Below are 22,144 nucleotides of genomic sequence, written 5' to 3' on the forward strand. Positions count from 1 at the left end.
TGTCTTGCCCCACTCATTTGTGACACCCTCTCCGTCTTCTTTCTTTTATTATCTACGTGTCTTTTATGAGTGTCCACTTTTTATTCTAACTGCATTTTGACCCTTAGAGCGACATTTTACCTGATTTAATCTCCTAACGGACTTTTTCGACCCTTAGAATGAAAAATACGTTGATTTTGATTCGATTTACACGCTAAGGGTCCATTTTGTCCGTTAGAATCTTTAAAGGTCAAAAAAACACTTCTAAGGTGCATTTTTGTCCGTTAGAGGAAGCCATAGATCATGAAGAACATAGAAACAAAAGAAAAGCTTACACTGGAGTCTCTTTAGGTTGTTTGAGGATGTACCATGCTCAAGCTTGTCTTATCCCCTTTGTTAAGGTATTAACTATGGCAGCTTTCACATTCCTCAATCACTGCACTGGACGTAGAACGAACGTAATATGTCGTTTTCAGCTCAGATTTCCAAGCTAATAGATGCAGATCTAATAAATCCTTCGCTTTAATATTGTTTTGTACATATAAATTGAAGGAAACAGATTGATCAATATGGCGCTGACGCACTCCATTTTGACGAATGCTCCATTTTTGATCAATCACATACGCTGTTTTGTAGTACCAGTTCGTCTTCGCATTTAAATCAGGTGCTGTTACAGGAATCTTATAATCCTTCTTTTCCTCCGAATATTCTTTGCGGAAGATCGGATCAATACTAGCTGTAGAGCCTGCAATAATAGAGGTAGAAGAGTTTGGTGCAACAGCCATGAGATAACCATTACGTACACCATGCTCCTTCACATCCTGCTGAAGAACCTGCCAGTCAGGAGAATGATAGCCTCTTTGCTCAAAATACGCTCCTGTTTCCCAATCAGATCCTTCAAATGCCGGATAAGGAGATTTCTCCTTTGCTAACGTCATGCTTGCTTTTATCGTTAAATATGAGATTTTCTCATACACTTCATCACAATATTCAAGGGAGCGTTCACTTTCCCAAGTAATCCCTTGTAACGCTAGTAGATGGTGCCAGCCAAACGTACCTAGGCCAATTCCACGATACTTTTCATTCGTAATCTGAGCTTGGTGCACCGGAATATTATTTAAATCAATAACGTTATCTAGCATACGCACCTGAATAGGGATCAGGCGCTCAAGCACATCATCACCAACAGCACTTGCTAAGGAAATGGAGGAAAGATTACATACCACAAAATCTCCTGGTTCCTTCACTGTAATAATCTTACCATCCTCGGTTTTCTCTTCAATGACAGTCGTTTGGCTCATGTTCTGCATAATTTCCGTACACAGGTTACTGCAATAAATCATTCCAGCGTGCTTATTTGGGTTAGCACGATTTGCCGCATCACGATAGAACATGTAAGGTGTTCCCGTCTCTAATTGAGAGATCATGACCGATTTAAAGATATCAATAGCGGGTACCGTTGTTTTAGAAAGAGTAGGGTGTGCTACACACTCCTGGTATTTCTCCCTAAACGAGCCACTGCCTTGTTTTTCATCGTAAAAATCCTCTAGAGAATAGCCCATCACCTTACGAATTTCGTGTGGGTCAAAGAGATACCAATCCTCTCTGTTTTCTACAGCTTCCATAAACACATCCGGTATAGAGACACCTGTAAATAAATCATGGGTACGGAAACGCTCATCCCCATTGTTAAGGCGCGCGTCTAGGAACGGGAAGATATCTTTATGCCACACATCTAAATAGACAGCAATAGCACCCTGTCTTTGACCTAATTGATCAACACTGACAGCCGTATTGTTGAGCTGCTTCATCCAAGGAATAACACCAGAGGATATCCCTTTAAAGCCTTTGATATCACTACCTCTAGCTCTAATCTTTCCTAAGTAGACTCCGATTCCCCCGCCACCCTTGGACAGGTTAGCGATATCTGTATTGGAATCATAGATCCCTCTTAAACTATCATCTACTGTATCAATAAAGCAGCTAGAGAGCTGACCGTAGCTTTTACCGGCGTTAGCTAGGGTCGGTGTAGCCACTGTCATGTAAAGATTACTTAATGCCCAATACGCTTCTTTAACCAACTCAAGGCGCTTCTCTTTCTTTTCTTTTAACATAAGGGTCATGGCAATAATCATGAAACGTTCCTGAGGTAACTCGTACACCTCTTTTTGATAACCCTTCGCTAGATAACGATCTGCCAGGGTCAACAAGCCAATGTATGTAAATTTATGATCGTGATCAGGGGTAATTTCCTGCTCTAGTATTCCTATTTCTTCCTTAGTATAGCTTGTTAGAATCTGATCGTTGTAAATACCTAGGTCTGTTAGCTCCTTAATTAACAGATACAAAGAGCCGTACTTTTTGTCAGCCTCAATGCCACGAGTCGTACTAGCAGAATGATAGAGCTTATCTAAATAAATGCTCGCTGCAAAGTATGTCCAATCAGGCTCGGAAGCTGTAATGCGTTCAAGTGCAGAAAGGACTAGTAAACTAGTGACCTTATCTAATGTAGGTTCCTCCATATATTCGTAGGTAAGCTTAACCTTCTCTTTGTATTCATCCAATGGTAGTGAATACGGCTTGGCCTGTTCCTCCATATACTGTTCAAGACTAGTAAAATCTGTCGTAATATCTGTGTATCTTACTTTTGTTTGTAGCATGATTTCTCCTCCTATGCACATTAGAAAAACTTGGCTTAGCGCCAAGTCATGGCGAAAGCCTTAGATTTTCTTATACTATCTACCTTTAAACTTATAAATTTTGATAGTAAAATAAAAAGCTCATCTCAGAAGATGAGCACATAGAATGAAGGCAGACCACACGTCAATTAGTCCTTTTTCATTCTATCTTCTCAGCTCCCGAAGAAGACAGTCTGTAACTATAAAGGCAGGTCTCCTGACTTATGCTTCTCCTTACTTTAAGCCCTTCCCGTGAGAGTCACAGTGGATGTGCTTATTTCATCAGCATGTACAGTTGCGGGTACAGTTTTGGCTTTGAACCAAATTCCCTTTTTAAGTCGATGAATCGACACCTTTATAGCAAAAATATACTAAATATTGAATTCTCAATTGAGAACAACACTAAATATTGATTTCGTAACTAGAATTATAAACTCAACATCTCTGTTTGGCAACATGATTTTTTTACCCCCAAAAGCTAAATCTTACTCCAATGCACATGAGACAAGGACTCACCAAGATAAAAAAATTTTCTTTTGAAAAAAAGAGTTTTTTATTTCATTCTTTAAATCCCTGTATTTGTTAATTGTGTAGAATGAAGGGTTGTTTATAATAAATTAAAATAGGATAATTGAATGAAGAGGATCATACCTCTTATTAGCGTAAACGTAAGTGTTCTACTAGAGGGGAGAGAAAGAGATGGGCTTACTTTTAATCTTAATCGGATTTTTAGGAGTGTTTATATTGAGTAATCAGTATACGATGGTTAAAAACCAACGTAGGGAGATTGAGCTTTTAGAGGAGATTGCTGATAAATTAAATAGAATAAGAGAATAGGATATAACAAGGTTATCGGTTGTCACTTCATAACTACTATGATATTAATAGAGTGATCGTTCTATACAAAGGTGGAAATAGTATGAGTAAAAAAAAGGAAGATTTATTGCAACATTCGGAAAGGCTATTTTATGAATATGGCTTTCATGCGATAGGACTGAAAAGGGTTGTAAATGAAGCCAATGTAGCTCTTATGACACTGTATAACCACTTTGCGTCCAAGGAAGAGTTGGTTTTAGCTGTATTAAAAAGGAGAGGGGAGAGATATTTCAAGTTATTACAGTCCTCTATCCAAAATTATTCCTCAGCAAGTGCGGCTGAATTAGCAGAGGGACATCTAGCATGGATTCGGCAGCATAGCTCGAAAGGATGTATGTTTTTACGCGCTAAAGAGGAATTTGCTTCGAGCGAAGAGTATGAGATTGTGGAATATGTAAATCAACATAAGCAAGCCTTAATATCTTATTTTGAAGAGCTTGGTTTTCAGCAGAAACAAGCGATTCAACTCGCTTTATTATTCGAAGGAGCTACAGCTTTAGCGGAAGTCCTAGATGCTGAACAGGTTAGTGAGCAGCTCCGTCATTTAGTTAAAGGAATTTCGTAAGCATTATGCTTACTTTTTTTAAAACAAAATATAATGATCGTTCTATCTAAAGTTAATGATAATAGAAAAGGGATCAGACAATAGTTCTCATTCAAAAGTACACGTACTAAAGAATTGGAGGAAAAACGGATGTGGAAACTGGTATTCCTTGGTGTAGCCATGATTGCTGTAACATATGCATTGGCCCGGCTCAGCTTCGGATTATTTTTACCTGATATAGCAGAATCACTTCGTTTAACAGCAGGTGAAGCAGGAATGATTGGATCAACAGCATATATTGCATACACGTTTGCTTTGCTAACATCTTCTTTCCTCATCCAACGATGGGGGACGAAAAAGGTCGTACAATGCTCTGGTTTAAGTGCCCTTCTAGGATTAATAGGAATAGCTCTTGCTCAAGATGTCTATACAATGGTTTTGTGTAGCTTTATAGGGGGAGTAGGGAGTGGTTGGGCATCCCCTGCTCTTAGTCAGGTAGCTTCCATCTCTTTAAAGGATAACGAAAAGGATAAAGCTAATACGTGGATAAATAGTGGAACGAGCTTTGGTCTCATTCTGACGGGGCCGATTGCGCTAGCTTTATCGGAATACTGGCGTCTAGCCTACCTATTTTTTGCTGTAATCGCACTTTTCGTTCTCATTTGGAGCTCTAAAAGTATTCCAAGCTATAAGCTAAAGCTTCATGAAGGGGAAGCTAAACAACCAATAGTAGGCTCACTTGTGAAAGCAAAAAATTTACTGCTGGCTTCTTTACTGGCAGGAGGTGTTTCTTCCGTATATTGGACATTTTCAAGAAGCTATATAAATGTAATGTACGAGATGAGTGCCAATGATAGTGTCATCTTTTGGATTATAATGGGGATCGCTGGAATAGGTGGTGCTATGGCTGGTCGCGTCATTCATAAAATTGGGCTGGCTTATGCGTATCGTCTTATTCTTGGGATCATGCTGTTTTCTATTAGCTCAATTACAATACCTACAATGGTAACTGTTTATGTATCTGGTCTGTTGTTTGGAGTTTCATTTATTTTTTTGACAGGCTTGTTTATTGTATGGGGCACACGCTTATTTCCTTCCTCGCCTGCAATGGGAGTGAGTTTGGCTTTCTTAGCCCTTGGAGCTGGTCAATCGGTTGGGTCTTTTGCCGCGGGGTTACTTATAGAAGCGACCTCTTATCTATTTTGTTTTTTGTTTGTGCCGTTAATCGGTCTGGTTGGTCTACTTATTCCTGTAAACAAAAAAGTTTGTCAGGCTTATACCATGTAGACGAGCCCTGCTGCATACGTATTAATGTAGGAGGGGATGTTCGATGTCGAAGGGGTTTAGACCAGCAACCCAGCGTTCCTTTTTAAAGAAGAGGCATATATTCCTTATCGTACTAGTGATTATACTAATCATTTCCATTCAAGGCTTTCTTTTTGTTGAACGAAATTTAGAGCCCGCTTTAAAAAACATAGCGGCAACACATGTTAAGCAAATTGCTACCCTAACGATAAGTGATGCAATAAGCCATAAGCTTAGTCAGGATATCGGATCTAATGAAGTCGTTATCTTTGAAAAGGATGAGGATGGTAAAATCATACTGATTACATTTGATCAAGCCAAACAGGCAGAAATCGTTTCAACGGTTATTGATCGAGCGAACGAGGAGCTTAGAGAGCTTTCAAACAGTCCAATTCGAATTCCACTAGGGCAAGCGTTAAACAGTAATATTTTGGCCCAGCTTGGTCCACTTGTGCCCATTACACTTGTACCCATGGGAGCAGCTAAAGCAGATATTTCTATTGAGATGGAGGAGGCAGGGATTAACGTCGTTTCCATTACCGTCTATTTAAAAATTCAAGCAGATGTCCGCATCGTCATTCCGTTTTCCTCTGACGAAGCAGTGGTTTCAACCTCCTTACCAATTGACTTCATTGTGCTGCCAGGCGAAGTGCCTAATGTTTATGTAAAAAATTCGGATGGATCAGTCACCCCTGTACCTTTAGCCATCCCAACTGATGATTTAGTGGATACACCCTAAATTTGAATGTGTATGTGCTATGCTCCTCTGGTCATGAGCTTGCAAGGTGCTACAGTTATACATTTTAAATTTCGACATCATCGTTAAACAAAATAAAATATGTATAGAGTATTGGAATGCTTAGTAGCTGTAGGTGGAGATTCAAAATCTCTGCCTTTTCCCCATGCTCTAGCTACGTCTGCTTTACAGCATTGTGGGAATTATGATAAAAGAGAGGGAGGATTAGCGAATCCAATTATACCAAATAACAAAAAGTTTCAAATACAGAAGAGAGGTCTTGCTGTGGATCAGAATACGGTATTGTCTGTCACTCAGTTGGATAAAAGGATAGGTAAGCATACGATTCTAAAGGATATATCTTTTGAGCTGCAACAGGGTGAGATTGTTGGTTTGTTAGGTCCAAATGGATCTGGTAAAACCACGCTGATGAAGTGTGTGGTAGGGTTACTGAAGGCTACCAAAGGTCACATTGAGGTTAACGGATATGATTTACATAAAAAATTCGAGCAGGCCATGGCTCATATTGGTGCGATTATCGAGAACCCAGAGTTTTATGAATATATGACAGGATATGATAATCTCCTACATTATAAGAGAATGAATGAAGACGTTTCTGAAGAACGGCTAGATGAAGTGATAGATTTATTAGAAATGGAGGATTACATAGAAGATAAGGTGTCTACGTATTCCTTGGGAATGAAGCAGCGTTTGGGTCTAGGACAAGCCATCCTGCATCGTCCTTCTATTCTCCTTTTAGATGAGCCAACCAATGGCCTAGATCCTTCGGGAATTAAAGATCTGAGGAATCATTTGAAGCATTTAGCTAGACATGATGGGGTATCCGTTGTTATCTCCAGCCATGTGTTAGCCGAAATTGAGCTTATTTGTGATCGTGTCATTGTTATTCATGATGGGGCATTAGTTGAAAGTGGGCGATTAGATGATTTTAGAACAGATACAGCTGAGGGCGATGTTGTGACCTTCAGACTGTCGAGCCTGGACCGCGCAGAACAGATTGTAAAGAATCAATCTGAATGGGGAACTCTATTAGAATTGACTAGTGATGGGCTTTCTGTTCGGGCAAATTACCAAGGAGTAGCCGAACTAAACCGACGATTTGTCCAAGAGGATATTCACGTTTATGCGATTGAGTGGACCAAGGTATCCCTTGAGGATGCATTTTTCAAAAAGCTGAGAGGTAAACAGCCATGAACCAAATAGCTGAGCTTATTCATAATGAGAATGTGAAGATTTATAAAAAATCTAGGACATGGATTCTTCTAGGTTTGTTAATTATCGCTAATAGTATGGTAGGATTATTCCTAAAAATGCTGTTTGGTGGTACTGATTATATGTTTTGGGATTTTGTAGAGAACGGTACACAGCTCTTGGTCCTAATTATCTTCATCGGTATTATCCAAGGTGGAGATATCGTTTCAAGTGAATTTCATAACGGAACGATTAAGATGCTCCTTATTCGACCCGTGAGTAGAGCTAAAATCCTTGTAGCCAAATATCTCTCACTATGTCTATTCCTTGTAGTATTTGTTTGTGCTCACATCATCATTACAGGACTTGTGGGCTTACTTTTCTTTTCACCTACATCCAATGCTGTAGTAAATGATCCCTTTTTCATCATTAGCATGTTAGGGTCTTACGTGTTTGGGACAATTGAAATATTCATTATTAGCACCTTAGCATTCACATTTTCTGCCGTTTCCAGAAATAGTCTATTTTCTATATTAGGACCTATTTTTATCTATTTAGTATCTAACACCCTTCTAACCTTGCTAAGCTATTCAAATGTTCAAGAAGGTAAATATATCCTATTTGCTCATACAGATCTATCTCAGCATATGTATGGGCAACCGATGTTTGAAGGGGTGACTTTACTCTTTTCATTAGGCATGATCGCCCTTCATATGGTACTGTTTTTTGCCGTCTCCTACCTCGTTTTTACGAAAAAGGATGTCCACGTGTAATTGTGAACTTTCCGTTAAAAAGGTTGCTTTTTATAGAGAAACATAATAGGGTTACTTCATGGGTTTTTAAAAAATTCATGAGAGAGACTATCATAATTTAGAAGTTTGAAGCGAAAATAATACATACAGCCATCCTAGTTTATCTGCCAGTAGAAAAAGAGAAAGGCAGTGTCTTATAGCAGAATACAGAAAACCTCCTGACACATCAGGTCAGCTACAAACTAAGAACAGGGAGAGTAGAAATGCGTTGGAATAAAAGAGATACTGTAGCTTTTTGCGGAAAGGTTGTTGTTGTATTCTTCCTTAGTGTAAGCTTACTAGGTTTACATATGGTAGAAACGGTCGAAGCAGCGACTATTCAAGAACTGAATAAGGAAATTAATCAGCTAGAACAGGATCGGAAGAATAAGAATAGTGAACAGAAATCACTTGAACACAGAATGAATAATCTTGAGCAGCAGAAAAGGCAGGCTCAATCTGAAATAAAGTCCCTAGATAATAGAATAGGGCAAACACGTACAGAAATTACTCAAACCGAGCAAAAGATTACTCAAACACAAGCAGAAATTGAGAAGCTAGAGCAGGAAATCATAGAGGCTCAGGAGCAAATTGAGGTAAGGGATGAGTTGTTTAGAGGTCGGGTCCGTCAAATCTATGAATCTGAAGGAAACCTATCTTATATAGATGTTTTATTTGGGTCCTCTAGCTTTGGTGATTTCTTAGTACGCTTGGAGTTTATTCAGCTCCTTGTCGGACAGGATCAGAAAATACTAGATGATTATATTGCTGCTAAGCAATTAATTGAAGATAATAAGGCAGAAGTGGACAAGCTTATGGTTCAACTGGAAGAGGATCGTCATAATCTGCAGGTTTTGCAGGCTAGCTTACAGGATCAGCGTAAGCAAAAGACGGTCACTATCGCCAGCATTGAGGTGGAACAAGAAGAAGTGGCTGAGTTGGATGAACAGATACAGCAGGAGGTTCTTGCCCTCATTAATGAAGTAGCTGCAAAACGAAATCAAGTTCAAGTGAAGCAGCAAGAGCAGCAGCGACTTGCCATAGCAAGAGCACAAAGTCAGCCTACCCAGCAAGTAAATGCTCCGAGTGGAGGACAGTTTGCTTGGCCTGTTCCAGCTAGTAGTAGAGTTACTTCACAATTTGGAACTAGAGTTCATCCGATCACTGGAAGGACTTCAAGCCACAAAGGAATGGATATTGGGGCAAGTACTCCTAGAGTTGATGGAGATACGATTGTAGCAGCTGAAAGTGGAACCGTCATTATTGCTCAATACATGAACGGTTATGGCAACACGGTTGTTATCGATCACGGTGGTAATCTACGAACTCTTTATGCTCATATCCGTCAGGGGGGCATAAGTGTAAATGTAGGGGACTCTGTAAAAAGAGGCGAAAAAATAGCGGAAATGGGTAACACCGGGAACTCTACCGGCTCACATCTTCACTTTGAGGTCCATCTAAATGGACAACAGGTGAATCCAGCTCCTTATTTGCAATAGATTTATAGATTAACCTTGCTCTTAGATGAGCTATAACTTCATAGAATAGAAAGTATAGAAGGAGCTATCCCCGCAAGCAGATTTTTTCTGTAGGGCTAGCTCCTTTTTGCTGTCGCACTACAGCCGGTGCGATAGATCATCTAATTCGTTAAATTTGGTATGGTCCAATTCAGCAACAATCCGGTGTAGGTTAAACCTCCTCCAAAGCCGTATACAATAACCTTATCTCCATACTTTAACTGATTATTTTGCAGTCCAAGGTGTAGAGCCAAAGGGATAGAAGCGGATGAGGTATTACCCATATATTCTAGACTATATAACGTACGCTCTAAAGGAATGCCGACCCTCTCACAGATGGATTCAATCATTCTTAGATTGGCACTATGGGGAACAAACCAATCGACTTCCTCAGAGCTATGACCTGCTTTTTGAAGTAATTCACGTACACCTTTAGGAACAGAAGTAACGGCCCATTTGTATACCTCGCGTCCATTTTGCACCATCTTGCCATTCCCAAGCATATCTATGTCATCAATGGTTGTTGACAGACCTGTGCGGTATAAATGCTGTCCCCCTTTTCCTTCAGTGCCGTAGGTTGACGCAAGAAAGCTTGATTCATGTTCATCATACTCCAGTAAAAGCGCCCCTGCCCCATCACCAAAAAGGATGCACGACGTTCGATCTGTATAATCTGTAACCTTAGAAAGAGTTTCTCCTCCTATGACAAGCGCTTTTTTATGTAAACTACTCGAGATTAGCCCATTTGCTACATGTAATCCATACGCAAAACCAGCACATGTGGCATTTAAGTCAAACGCTGCACATTGTTTGATACCAAACGCATATTGCACTCGGCAGGCAACACTAGGGAAAGGGTAGTCTGCTGTTGTGGTAGATACAATAATGAGGTCCACATCTTCTAGATTTTTCCCGTATTTCTCCTGCAGATTTTGTACCGCTTTAATACATAAGTCAGAAGTAAATTCATGTTCCCCGGCTATTCTACGCTCTTTCATTCCTGTCCGTTGAACGATCCACTCGTCGCTTGTATCCACCAACTTTTCAAGATCATAGTTTGATAAGATTTGAGCAGGGACGTAGCTACCAAGAGCTGTTATTTTCGCTTTTGCTATTGAATGATTCTGCAAACCTTTCCACCTCCACCTTATACTAAGTTATATAATTAGATATTAGTACTAGGTATTAATTATGCTAATTATACGAAAGTTAATAGAAAAGATCAAGGTTGTACTGTACCGTGATCCTAGGGATGATAAGATGGAGTTACAACGAAAAGGAGGAGAGAAATGGACTTAGAGAAGCAACTGCAACAGTTTAAGCAATGGGTGAAGGAAGCGAAGAGGATAGTTGTGTTAAGTGGAGCTGGTATGAGCACGGAGTCAGGAATTCCTGATTTCAGATCAACAGAAGGAGTATGGACGAGAAATCAAAGCAGAGAAGAACTGATGTCTCTTTCCTTCTTGGAGCGTTACCCGGATGAATTTTGGCCCATTTATAAGGATATCTTTCAATTAAAGCTACAGGGAAATTATGTGCCCAACCAAGGGCATTACGCATTAAAGAAACTTGAGGATTTAGGCAAACAAGTCACCATAGTGACGCAAAATGTAGATGGTCTACATCAGGTGGCAGGAAGCACTCATGTCTATGAAGTACATGGAACACTTCAGCAAGCCTTTTGTCCAGCTTGTCAGGCTACCTATGACATAGGTTTTATCAATAATCATGACCTACCAATGTGTACCAAGCCTTTATCGAGTTCTGCCTCCAATTCGGATCAACTAGGAGAGCTATGTCAAACCATCCTTCATCCAGGAGTTGTATTATTTGAGGATCAGGTACGTTATTTGCATGAAAGTGTAGAAGCTACGACCGCAGCAGATCTTTTTCTTGTATTAGGCTCATCCTTACAAGTAGGACCGATTAATCAGCTAGCCATGATTGCTCAATCTGTTCCTTCTATTAAAAAAGTTATCCTTAACCGCGAGGCGACAATGTTAGATCATTGCTTTGATTTAGTCATTCATAATGAGATTGGTGCTGTGTTAGGTCAGGCTATCTAGTTTAGATAGCCATATTGCCCTACTTGTTATTTTGTGTTTAGATCTATTAAGAAATAGTGTGTAAGAAAGATAAATGTGTGCCTCAAATATACAAAATATTTGTAATATATTATAATGAAACCAACCATTCCCTATACCCTCCACTTGACCTCCCATACTGATCATTTGTGAAACATATGGCTTTTGTGGAAATAGAACTTAGGTTATTTTAAAATGAAGAAAATGGAGAATGAATGGATGTCATCTCATCCAGATGACTGCCATTTTATATAAAGAAGGGGTCATGTTCAATTATGAGTAGCGATCGGTTATCAGGGAAGGATGCAAAGAGCTCTTTAGATCAGAATCAACAGAAGAGCTTTATTGTTGGGATAGGAGCCTCAGCTGGGGGGCTTGAAGCAATAACTAGTTTTTTTGATCATTTAGGGGCTACACATGGAATCGCGTTTGTCGTTATTCAGCATTTATCTCCTAGACACAAGAGCTACATGGTTGAGCTTCTTTCCAAACATACATCCATGCCCGTCTACCATGCACAAGAAGGAATGATGATTGAACTAGGCTGTATATATCTTCTCCCACCAAACAAATGCATGACCATACATAAGGGGAAACTGGTTTTATCTGATAGAGCCTTGGATGAGCCCCATTTTCCTATTGATGTTTTTTTGACCTCCCTTGCTCATGATCAGAAGGAGCAAGCGATGGCGATTATTTTATCAGGAAAAGGAAATGATGGGGCTATTGGAGTTCAAGCGATACATGAGCAAGGTGGGCTTGTTTTTGTACAGGATGAGGATACAGCACAGTACTCGGATATGCCACAAAGCGCAATGGCCACGAACGTAGTTAATTATATGATGACGGTTGAAGAAATGGCTATTGCGCTAGAGAGTATTGTAGGGAAGCAAAGTCTTGATATTACACAGCATAGGCATGGAGAAACATATGCAGATATCCTGTATGAGATTAAGCAGTATACAGGAATGGATTTTTCCTATTATCGTCCTAACAGTATTTTGCGCCGGATAGAAAAAAGAATGAGCCTTCTCGAGGTAAACTGTACAACCATTCAGCAGTATTGGAAGTACCTACAGAATCATGAAGAAGAAATTGAACGATTGCAGCAGGACATCCTAATCGGGGTAACGAGTTTTTTTAGAGATCCTAATGCTTTCCGTGTTTTAGAATCCCATATTCTCCCTAAAATACTAAAACATGATTCTAGTGATAGGGAGGTTAGAATGTGGGTAGCAGGTTGCTCGACAGGTGAAGAGGCTTATTCTCTCGCAATTTTATGTAAGGAGTACATGCGTAAGCAAAACAATAGGATAAAGATCAAAATCTTTGCTACAGATATAGATAAACGTGCCATTGAACATGCAGGACATGGAACCTATTCCGCTGAAATAGAGCGTACTCTTACTCCAGAGCTTTTAGGTAGATATTTTACCCAGCTTACTCACATGAATGGGTATCAGGTTAATAGAGAGATTAGGGCAATGATTGTGTTTGCTACGCATGATGTGACGAAAGATGCTCCATTTATTAATATGGATCTGATTAGTTGTAGAAATTTGCTCATTTATTTTAAACCGGAGCTTCAAGAGAAAGTATTGTCTATTTTTCACTACGCCTTAACGACGAAAGGTCATTTATTCCTAGGCTCCAGTGAGACAATAGGGAAGCTTTCCTATTACTTTGAGCCAGTTGATGTGAAATGGAGTATCTTTTCGTATAAAGAAAGCACTAGAGCAAGTGTCCCAATTTCATTAGGGGTAAAAGGAAAGGTTATTGATCAACGAATGGACAAAAAAAAATATCAAAGTCAATTACTGAATAAGAAGCTAAAGCAGACGAAAAACCTTCAGACGATTATCCTAGATAAGTTTATGACACCAAGCATTATTGTGGATGAGCTAAATGAAGTTGTTCAATTTTGTGGTCATGTCAACCAATTTTTGCTTATTCCTACTGGACAGGCTAGCTTACATTTATCTAAGATTATTCATATTCATACGTATGTGGCCATTCATACAGCCATCAAAAAAGTTCGTAGAGAAAGAAAAGAGGTTGTTTTTCCTACGCTTTTTTACAAGGGAGATGGTTCAAGCATGAAGGTTATGCTAACCGTAAAACCATTGTCCCGATACACTCCTTTTTCCTCGTACGTTATTATCTTTATGCATAAGCTGGAGGAGGAGAATCAGGAGGAGACTTCTCAATACATTAATATTGAAGATAGTATTAATCAACACATTATTGAGCTTGAGCAAGAGCTGGAAATGACAAAGGAGATTTTACAATCCACCATTGAAGAGCTAGAAACAGCCAATGAAGAGATGCAATCCACAAATGAGGAGCTCATCGCGGCTAATGAAGAGATGCAAAGTATTAATGAAGAGCTACAATCCGTCAATGAGGAGCTTCTATCAGTTAACACGGAGCATGAGATGAAGATAGAGGAGCTAACAGATCTTAATAATGATATGGATAACTTCTTGGTTAGTACTCAAATTGCAACAATCTTTCTAGATAGGAAGCTCTATGTAAAACGATTCACTCCTTCCGTAAAAAATGTCGTCCATCTGTTAGAAGTGGATATTGGAAGGCCAATAGCGCACATTAACCATAACTTGATTTATGCAGACCTACTTACCGATGCTAGGAGTGTTTTGCACACCTCTCGTTCCATTGAAAAGGAAATTCGCAGCTATGATGGACGCTGGTTTAGTATGCGTATTCTACCCTATCGGACGAAGGAAAAGGATATTGACGGGATTGTCATCACGTTTATGGATATCACGGATATTAAACTGGCGAACAGAAAACTGCAACGGTTACACACAGCTATTGAGCAAAGTCCGAACATCGTCGTTATATGCGATATGAATAATAACATCGAATACGCTAATTTAAAATTCTATGAAAATACGGGCTGGACAACGGAAGAGATTCATACTCAGAAGCAGGTTCCTTTTCTATATTTTGAAGAACTGACCACAGATGAGTACCAGCAGTATCTTGATCGCTTTAAATCCAATAAGCCTTGGATTGGAGAAATGAAGTATCTGGATAAAGCAGGACATCTACATTGGGCATCCGTAACGGTGCTACCCTTCAAGGACGAATTCGAAGGAACGATGCAGAACCTTATCTTAGCTGAGGATATTTCAGAGAAAAAGCATGCGGAACAAATTCTAAAACGTTCAGAGATGATGTCTGCGTTAGGTGAGCTTGCAGCAGGTATTGCCCATGAGATTCGGAATCCGCTAACAGCTTTGAAAGGATTTACCCGTCTAATGCAATCTGAAAATAACGGGAACGCTAATTACTTGAGTATTATGATGGATGAGTTTGTGAGGATTGAAACAATTATTACCGAGCTTTTAGGACTGTCTAAGCCAAGTATGCTCAGCTATGAGAAAAAAGATATAGTTGAAATTCTCGAGGATGTCAAAATGCTTTTAGAAACACAGGCTATCATTAAAAATATTCAAATTGTGACAGAGTTCAAGAGGGGAATTGGCTTAATTAAATGTGTCCCTAATCAATTGAAGCAGGTCTTTATCAATATTTTAAAGAACGCGATAGAGTCGATGGATAACGGTGGAGAGGTTGTTATAAAGGCTAAGAAAAAGAACAGGGATTGGATTCAAGTTCAAATCAAGGATCAAGGACCAGGAATCCCTGAGGAAGTATTATCAAGAATTGGTCAGCCTTTCTTTACGACAAAAGAAAAGGGGACTGGATTAGGTATGATGGTCAGCTTTAAGATCATTGAAGATCATAATGGAAGGATGCTTGTTGATAGTGAGGAAGGAAAGGGAACGGTCATTGATATTATGCTCCCTGTTATAAAATTTTGATGAAATAGGCTACTCTAGACACCCGTTGAAGAGTAGCCTTTTTTTGTTACTGTCTCTTGGGTAAAAGATATCGCTTGTCTGTATAAAGAGGTTTATGGGTCGTTAGGAACGGGAATAAATAGGCAAATACATCTTTCCTTACGTAAAGGTAGTTTTCCTTTATTAATAGGAGAGAGGAGGCTTATTTATGAGATACTCTGATAATCAAGAGAAGAAACAAGCTGATAAGAATATAGCAGAGAACAAAGATAAAATGAAACAAATAAATGATGAAAATAAGAACAACACTGATGTCCAAGAAGGACAAATAGAAAACATTAAGGCAGAAAAGGAGGATAAGGATATGAACGGAAACATGGTCAATAACCTGGATGACATGAAGAAGCTAGGAAAAGAGATGGAAGACATGAGAACCGGGAAGGAATTGAAGAAAGAAGGTCAGGTTGCCGATCCTGTCCAGCACTCTAGTAAGCCTGAGAAAAAAGATGAAAAATAAAAGAAAGTAGTTTCCAATATATAAATGCCCTCAATATCATTTGGTATTGGGGGCTTATCTTGTTCAACGGAGTATAATTTAAAGATATTAAAAAGGAATAAGAAAAGAATTCTTCAAGAAAAATAAGAAACTGTAAAAAAAAGATAAAGTTTTCCTAATTTTTTTTTTCGAAGTTTTCTAAAAACTAAACATAAATCTAATTTTCTGTGATATCTTAATAATTGGAATTAAAAAATATAATATACAAGGGGGATTTCACTTGAAAAGAAAGTTATTACTTTTAGCGCTTAGCTTAATGCTAATTAGTGTACTGTTCTTGGCTGCTTGTTCTTCAAATAGTGGCGAAACAGGCACAGAACCAGAAGCACCAACAACTGAAGAGCCTGGAGACACTGAAGAAGGTACTGATGGTGAAGGTGAGGAAACAGCTGATTCTGTTGAAGGATGGAGACTAGCTACGGATAAGTCTCAGATTCCTGCCGCTTCCCTGTCACGTAATGACACGATTATTATTGGGATGAATGAAACAGCTGGTATTTTCAGCCCATGGTTTTACAGTACCGCATACGATAACTATGTAAATATATCAATTTTTGATTATTTACTTGAAGTTGATTATGACGGGATGATTATGCCTTCTGTTGCAGACTGGGAGATTTCGGATGATGGATTAAAGTATACGTTTTCTTTACAGAACGATATTACATTCTCAGATGGAACCCCGTTAACAGCCCACGATGCAGTTAACACTTACTATGTACTTGCTGATCCAACGTATGATGGCAACTCAGACTTAACTCCTGCGAACATTAAAGGTTGGGATGAGTACAAATATGGAGATGCAGAAACAATTGAGGGAATTACTGTAGTAGATGATCATACTATCGAGGTTGAAGTGACAGAGGCTGGAGCAAAAACCTTACTACTAGTGGGTAATATTGCAATTCTTCCAAGTCACCATTATATGGAGGGGTTTAGTAAAGGGAACTTGGAATCAATTAGAGAACTTCATCAAAAACCACTTGGTAGTGGACAATATGTATTTGACAGTTACATTCCTGGTCAAGAGATACGTCTAACAGCAAACGAAAGCTACTGGAAAGGTGCACCAAATATCACGAACCTTATCTATAAGCCTACTACAAATGAGACAAATATTTCTATGCTTCAAACTGGTGAAACAGATTTTGAAGAGGGAATATCAGTTAATGCTGACAATGTAGAATTATTAGAAAGCTTAGGTTTCTTAGATTTAAGTTTACTCCCTAATAATGGTTATGGATATATTGCATTTAACCATGCAAAAGAAAAGTTCCAAGATCAACGAGTGAGGCAAGCTCTTACGTATGGATTAAACAGAGAAGATATTGTATACGCATATTCTCAAGGCTATGCAGATCTACTTAACATTCCACAGTCTAGAGTATCATGGGCATATCCAGATGAAAGTGACTTAAATGCTTATGACTTTGACCCAGATAGAGCTAACCAATTATTAGAGGAAGCAGGATGGGAACTTGCTGATGATGGATATCGCTATAAAGATGGGCAAAGATTTGTTATTGAATTTGCTGCATCTAGTCCGAATGAAGTAAATGATGCGATCATCCCTTATGCTACTGAGAATTATAGGGACTTAGGTATTGAATTTGTTCCTGAACAGTTAGAGTTTAATGCAGTAGTTGAAAAACGCCAAAGAGGAGATTTTGATATGCTCTTCCTAGCATGGGGTCTTACGTCTGATCCAGATCCAAGAAATACGTTCCATACAGAAGGATCTCAAAATGACGACTCATACTCTAATGCTGAGGTAGACAGATTAATTGAAGCTGGACTTGAAGAGCTTGATCAAGATAAGCGTAGAGAGATCTACAATGAGCTATATCAAGAACTTAACGAAGACTTACCTTATATCTTCATGTACCAAAGATACAATATGAATACTATTAACTCTAGAATTCAAGGTTTTGAAATTTCTCCATACAGGAACTTTGCATATAGTCTCTATAAAGCATATATCGATGAAGAATAAGAATTAACGAGTCGACTGGTTCCTACTAGCTTTCTCTTAAAAAACTATATAAGAATGTTCTGATAAGCATTACGGTCTATTGATGTAGCTGTACAGCTACATCAATAGACTAAATAAGCTTTCCTAGATTAATACTTTTATCCTACCTTTTAATAATTAAATTAATCATTCCTAGGTGCTTAGGCATATTTTTCATGTGCTTTTGTCGAAAAATCGCTACACATTTTTCCGCAAATATGATATCTTTAGGATTGATTTAAAAACAACTTAGATACTAAGAGGGGGAAAAAGAAATGAATAAGAAGTTATTACTTCTAGGAATGACACTAATGCTTATTAGTGCTGTTTTCTTGGCTGCATGTTCTTCGTCCGATAATGGGACAGGCACAGACTCAGAAACACCTAGTACTGAAGCACCAGGTGCTTCAGAGGATACTGATGTAACAACTGGGGAAGATGAAGATGGTTGGATTTACGCAACTGATAAATCACTTGCTCCTGCTAGCTCTTTAGCTAGAACCGATACAGTCATCGTGGGAATGAATGAAACAGCAGGTATTTTCAATCCGTGGTTCTATAGCACATCCTATGATAGATATGTTATAGATACTCTTTTTGATAATCTTCTTGCTTATGATTTTGATGGTTCTTTCAAAGAAGATATTGCTGAAAGCTGGGACATCTCAGATGATGGTTTGTTGTATACATTTAACCTTCGTGATGACGTTACTTTTAGTGATGGTACACCAGTAACAGCACATGATGCAGAGCTTACTTATTACATTTATGCAGATCCAACTTATGATGGAAATGCTGATTTAAGTAAAGCAGCTATTAAGGGATTTGATGAGTATAAAAATGGCGATGCTGAATCAATTGAAGGTGTTAACGTTCTAGACGATCACACACTGCAAATTGAAGTAACAGAAGCTAGAGCGACTACATTAGCTAATTTAGGTGTACTAGCTGTACTTCCTAAGCATTACTATGGTGCAGAGTTCTCTAAAGGGAACTTAGATGCTGTTAAAGCTTTAAATCAACAACCGTTAGGAACTGGACAATTTGTATTTGATCGTTATGTTCCAGGTCAAGAGGTTCGTTTAACAGCTAATGAGAATCACTTTATGGGTGCTCCAAGCATTAATACTTTAATCTTTAAGCCAACAACTGGTGAAACAAACATTTCTATGCTTCAAACAGGTGAAACTGATTTTGAAGAAGGGATTTCTGTTAATGCAGACAATGTTGAATTGTTAGAAAGTTTAGGATTTCTTGATATCAACTTATTATTAAACAATGGTTATGGGTATATTGCCTTTAACCACACTCAAGAGAAATTTCAAGATGTTCGTGTAAGACAAGCATTGACTTACGGCTTAAACCGTGAGGATATTGTATATGCTTATTCTCAAGGCTATGCTGATGTAATTAACGTTCCACAATCAAAAATGTCATGGGCTTATCCAGACGAAAGCACATTAAATGCATATGAGTATGATCCAGACAGAGCTAACGAGTTATTAGAAGAAGCAGGCTGGGAATTAAACAGTGACGGATACCGTTATAAAGATGGTGAAAGATTCGTTATTAACTTTGCTGCATCTAGTCCAAACGAAGTTAATGATGCAATTATTCCTTACGCAACAGAAAACTACAAGGAGCTTGGAATTGAATTTATTCCTGAGCAACTTGAGTTTAATGCTGTAACGGACAAGCGTGATCGTGGAGATTTTGATATGTTATTTATGGCATGGGGCTTAACTCCTGAGCCAGACCCAACAAATATCTTCCACACAAACGGTTCTCAAAACAGAGACGGTTATTCAAATGAAGATGTTGATAGATTGATTGAAGCAGGATTAGCTGAGCTTGACCAAGATAAGCGTAAAGAGATTTATCAAGAGCTTTACCAAGTAATGAATGAAGATCTACCTTATATCTTCATGTACCAAAGAAGAAACATGAACACAATTAATTCAAGAATCCAAGGGTTTGAAATTTCCCCTTATAGATACTTCTCAGAAGGTATTTATAACGTTGAAATTGAATAATCTATATTGGCTTTAACTTTGCTGCTAAGCTCAGCCAAAATTGGCTGAGCTTAGTGCATATAATGAGGAGGAGAATATGAAGCAGTTCATCATCCGCAGACTTCTACAAAGTATTCCTACACTGATAGGTGCATCCATTTTAATTTTCCTCGTCTTTTCACTAGCACCTGGAGATTTTATTAGCGCTCAAGGGAATCCAGACTTAACTGCAGAACGCGCAGCGGAGCTAAGGGCACTTTACGGGTTTGACAAGCCTCTGCCAGAAAGATATGTTATTTGGGCAGGTAATGTTTTGCAAGGAGAGCTTGGTCATTCGCTTTATTACAGAGCACCTGTTGAAAATGTTCTTAAAACATTTATTTGGAATTCCTTCCTTCTAGCAATTGCTGCCACAGCTGTACAATGGATGGTCGCTTCTGTAGTAGGAGTTTTTGTAGCTATAAAACAGTATACGATTTATGATAATGTTGTTACTCTGCTTGTGTTTATTTTTATGTCTTTACCTTCCTTTTTTATAGGACTTTATCTATTGAAGGTGTTTGCGGTTGACTATAGGATTTTCCCATTAGGTGGAAAGATAACAACTGGTACTGATTACACTGGCTTAGCTTACGTTTGGGATGTTATGAAGCATATGGCCCTACCTGTTTTTGCTATGTCCATTGTCTCTATCGGGTCACTTACTCGTTATTTTAGAACGAACATGCTTGAGGTTATTAAGCAGGATTATATTCGTACTGCCCGTGCTAAAGGTTTGAAAGAAAGAGTAGTTATATTTAAGCATGCTCTGCGTAATGCTTTATTACCTTTAATTACGTTGTTTGCCTTAGAGCTTCCAACTTTATTCTCTGGAGCCGTTATTACTGAGCGGATTTTTAATTGGCCGGGGATTGGTAAAATCTATATAGACTCAATCCATCAAAGAGACTATCCGTTAGTTCTAGCATTTGTAATGCTCCTTGCGGTTCTTACAGTTGTAGCTAATATTCTTGCGGACGTGCTTTATGGTGTTGCTGATCCGCGGATAAGACACAAGTAGGGAGGGATACAAAGATGACGAACAATATGGCAAACATTGAAGAACCAAAGAAGATACAAGAAAGAAAAGAAAAGCCTAGATCTATTTGGAGTGAAGGTTTTGCTAGGTTATTTAGAAACAAACTTGCTGTAGTGGGAATTCTTATTGTAGTATTTATGTTTGTTTTTTCTTTTATCGGTCCGTACTTTTCAGAATATAAGGATGCAAGGCTTAGTGTACAGGATCAAAACAAGCCACCGGATGCGGATCATTGGCTGGGTACAGATAAATTAGGACGAGATATTTTGCTTCGCTTGATGGAAGCAGGTCAAGTGTCATTATTAGTTGGCGTAGTTGCAACAAGTATTATTATTCTTATAGGGGTAACGGTTGGATTGCTGGCAGGTTATTATGGTAAATGGGTTGACACTCTTCTCATGAGATTAGCGGATGTAATCTATTCTGTCCCTACTTTACCTATTTTAATCCTGCTCGGAGCGGTGTTATCTGATTTAAAGTTCCCACCTGATAAACGAATATATTTAGTTATGTTTATTATTGGTATTATTAGCTGGATGACGATGTCAAGGATGATTCGAAGTCAGATTCTCAGCTTAAAAGAACAAGAATTTATGTTAGCAAACGAGGTTCTTGGTTTACGAGATCGAAAGAAGATTTTTAAGCACTTACTTCCTAATACACTTCCAATTATTATCGTTGCTGGTACCTTAGGTGTTGCTAGTACAATTCTATTGGAATCCGCCTTAAGCTTCCTTGGTTTGGGAGTGGTACCACCAACTCCGTCTTGGGGAGAGATGATTTCTGCGGCCAATAATATGATTGATTTCCAAAGACGTCCATGGCTTTGGGTACCACCAGGGGTGTGTATTTTGGTGACGGTAGTAGCCATTAATCTGATTGGTGACGGATTAAGAGACGCATTTGATCCAAAACAAAAAAGGTAGGGGAAATAT

The 22,144-nt window shown here is 38.7% G+C and carries 16 protein-coding genes and 1 riboswitch; of the genes, 14 read left to right on the forward strand and 2 right to left on the reverse strand.

Annotated elements, in window-relative coordinates; all coding sequences use genetic code 11:
- Positions 1–383 precede the first annotated feature (383 nt).
- Positions 384–2,639 (reverse strand): ribonucleoside-diphosphate reductase subunit alpha, encoded by a 2,256-nt coding sequence (locus J2S11_RS20485; protein WP_307397814.1) that lies wholly within the window; start codon positions 2,637–2,639, stop codon positions 384–386.
- A gap of 208 nt (positions 2,640–2,847) precedes the next feature.
- Positions 2,848–3,029, reverse strand: a riboswitch (cobalamin riboswitch).
- Between the two features lie 327 nt (positions 3,030–3,356).
- Between J2S11_RS20485 and J2S11_RS20490 the strand changes: the two genes are divergently transcribed.
- The 7 genes from J2S11_RS20490 (at position 3,357) to J2S11_RS20520 (ending at position 9,620) form a co-directional block, all read left to right on the forward strand.
- Complete coding sequence (locus tag J2S11_RS20490) at positions 3,357–3,494, forward strand: hypothetical protein (protein WP_307397816.1); 138 nt, start codon at positions 3,357–3,359, stop codon at positions 3,492–3,494.
- A gap of 82 nt (positions 3,495–3,576) precedes the next feature.
- Positions 3,577–4,098 (forward strand): TetR/AcrR family transcriptional regulator, encoded by a 522-nt coding sequence (locus J2S11_RS20495; protein ID WP_307397817.1) that lies wholly within the window; start codon positions 3,577–3,579, stop codon positions 4,096–4,098.
- A 129-nt stretch (positions 4,099–4,227) separates the two neighbouring features.
- Entirely contained in the window at positions 4,228–5,364 is a 1,137-nt protein-coding gene (locus J2S11_RS20500; protein WP_307397819.1) for an MFS transporter, read from the forward strand.
- Between the two features lie 43 nt (positions 5,365–5,407).
- Positions 5,408–6,121: a sporulation protein YunB gene (yunB, locus tag J2S11_RS20505; protein WP_307397821.1), complete on the forward strand. Its 714-nt coding sequence runs from the start codon at positions 5,408–5,410 to the stop codon at positions 6,119–6,121.
- A gap of 99 nt (positions 6,122–6,220) precedes the next feature.
- A complete protein-coding gene (locus tag J2S11_RS20510) occupies positions 6,221–7,333 on the forward strand; it encodes an ABC transporter ATP-binding protein (RefSeq protein ID WP_307397824.1) in 1,113 nt (370 codons plus the stop codon).
- A complete protein-coding gene (locus J2S11_RS20515) occupies positions 7,330–8,103 on the forward strand; it encodes an ABC transporter permease (RefSeq protein ID WP_307397826.1) in 774 nt (257 codons plus the stop codon). Before J2S11_RS20510 ends, J2S11_RS20515 begins: the two co-directional genes overlap by 4 nt.
- Before the next feature lie 242 nt (positions 8,104–8,345).
- Positions 8,346–9,620, forward strand: coding sequence for a murein hydrolase activator EnvC family protein (locus tag J2S11_RS20520; protein WP_307397829.1), 1,275 nt, complete (start codon positions 8,346–8,348; stop codon positions 9,618–9,620).
- 140 nt (positions 9,621–9,760) lie between these two features.
- Here the strand turns inward: J2S11_RS20520 and J2S11_RS20525 are convergent, their stop codons facing one another.
- Entirely contained in the window at positions 9,761–10,768 is a 1,008-nt protein-coding gene (locus tag J2S11_RS20525) for a ketoacyl-ACP synthase III (RefSeq protein WP_307397831.1), read from the reverse strand.
- Positions 10,769–10,945: 177 nt separating this feature from the next.
- On the opposite strand from J2S11_RS20525, the gene J2S11_RS20530 reads away from it, so the two are divergent.
- The 7 genes from J2S11_RS20530 to opp4C all read left to right on the forward strand — a co-directional run bounded on the left by J2S11_RS20530 (position 10,946) and on the right by opp4C (position 22,135).
- Positions 10,946–11,704: an NAD-dependent protein deacylase gene (locus J2S11_RS20530; protein ID WP_307397895.1), complete on the forward strand. Its 759-nt coding sequence runs from the start codon at positions 10,946–10,948 to the stop codon at positions 11,702–11,704.
- A gap of 293 nt (positions 11,705–11,997) precedes the next feature.
- The gene (locus J2S11_RS20535; protein ID WP_307397833.1) at positions 11,998–15,573 is read left to right on the forward strand and encodes a CheR family methyltransferase; all 3,576 of its coding nucleotides are present in this window, start codon (positions 11,998–12,000) and stop codon (positions 15,571–15,573) included.
- 187 nt (positions 15,574–15,760) lie between these two features.
- Positions 15,761–16,069, forward strand: a complete 309-nt coding sequence (locus J2S11_RS20540) for a hypothetical protein (RefSeq protein ID WP_307397835.1) — start codon at positions 15,761–15,763, stop codon at positions 16,067–16,069.
- 259 nt (positions 16,070–16,328) lie between these two features.
- Positions 16,329–18,101, forward strand: a complete 1,773-nt coding sequence (locus tag J2S11_RS20545; RefSeq protein WP_307397837.1) for an ABC transporter substrate-binding protein — start codon at positions 16,329–16,331, stop codon at positions 18,099–18,101.
- Positions 18,102–18,394: 293 nt separating this feature from the next.
- Positions 18,395–20,152: an ABC transporter substrate-binding protein gene (locus J2S11_RS20550; protein WP_307397838.1), complete on the forward strand. Its 1,758-nt coding sequence runs from the start codon at positions 18,395–18,397 to the stop codon at positions 20,150–20,152.
- A gap of 76 nt (positions 20,153–20,228) precedes the next feature.
- Positions 20,229–21,191, forward strand: a complete 963-nt coding sequence (locus tag J2S11_RS20555; protein ID WP_307397840.1) for an ABC transporter permease — start codon at positions 20,229–20,231, stop codon at positions 21,189–21,191.
- Positions 21,192–21,205: 14 nt separating this feature from the next.
- Positions 21,206–22,135: an oligopeptide ABC transporter permease gene (opp4C, locus tag J2S11_RS20560; protein WP_307397842.1), complete on the forward strand. Its 930-nt coding sequence runs from the start codon at positions 21,206–21,208 to the stop codon at positions 22,133–22,135.
- Positions 22,136–22,144 lie beyond the last annotated feature (9 nt).

It is taken from the genome of Bacillus horti (genome assembly GCF_030813115.1).
GTDB lineage: Bacteria > Bacillota > Bacilli > Caldalkalibacillales > JCM-10596 > Bacillus_CH > Bacillus_CH horti.

What these genes read in the sequence shown, in the direction of transcription:
- J2S11_RS20485 (WP_307397814.1), bottom strand. Translation starts at nt 2,639, where the DNA reads ATGCTACAAACAAAAGTAAGATACACAGATATTACGACAGATTTTACT.
- J2S11_RS20490 (WP_307397816.1), top strand. Translation starts at nt 3,357, where the DNA reads ATGGGCTTACTTTTAATCTTAATCGGATTTTTAGGAGTGTTTATATTG.
- J2S11_RS20495 (WP_307397817.1), top strand. Translation starts at nt 3,577, where the DNA reads ATGAGTAAAAAAAAGGAAGATTTATTGCAACATTCGGAAAGGCTATTT.
- J2S11_RS20500 (WP_307397819.1), top strand. Translation starts at nt 4,228, where the DNA reads ATGTGGAAACTGGTATTCCTTGGTGTAGCCATGATTGCTGTAACATAT.
- yunB (WP_307397821.1), top strand. Translation starts at nt 5,408, where the DNA reads ATGTCGAAGGGGTTTAGACCAGCAACCCAGCGTTCCTTTTTAAAGAAG.
- J2S11_RS20510 (WP_307397824.1), top strand. Translation starts at nt 6,221, where the DNA reads ATGTATAGAGTATTGGAATGCTTAGTAGCTGTAGGTGGAGATTCAAAA.
- J2S11_RS20515 (WP_307397826.1), top strand. Translation starts at nt 7,330, where the DNA reads ATGAACCAAATAGCTGAGCTTATTCATAATGAGAATGTGAAGATTTAT.
- J2S11_RS20520 (WP_307397829.1), top strand. Translation starts at nt 8,346, where the DNA reads ATGCGTTGGAATAAAAGAGATACTGTAGCTTTTTGCGGAAAGGTTGTT.
- J2S11_RS20535 (WP_307397833.1), top strand. Translation starts at nt 11,998, where the DNA reads ATGAGTAGCGATCGGTTATCAGGGAAGGATGCAAAGAGCTCTTTAGAT.
- J2S11_RS20540 (WP_307397835.1), top strand. Translation starts at nt 15,761, where the DNA reads ATGAGATACTCTGATAATCAAGAGAAGAAACAAGCTGATAAGAATATA.
- J2S11_RS20550 (WP_307397838.1), top strand. Translation starts at nt 18,395, where the DNA reads ATGAATAAGAAGTTATTACTTCTAGGAATGACACTAATGCTTATTAGT.
- J2S11_RS20555 (WP_307397840.1), top strand. Translation starts at nt 20,229, where the DNA reads ATGAAGCAGTTCATCATCCGCAGACTTCTACAAAGTATTCCTACACTG.
- opp4C (WP_307397842.1), top strand. Translation starts at nt 21,206, where the DNA reads ATGACGAACAATATGGCAAACATTGAAGAACCAAAGAAGATACAAGAA.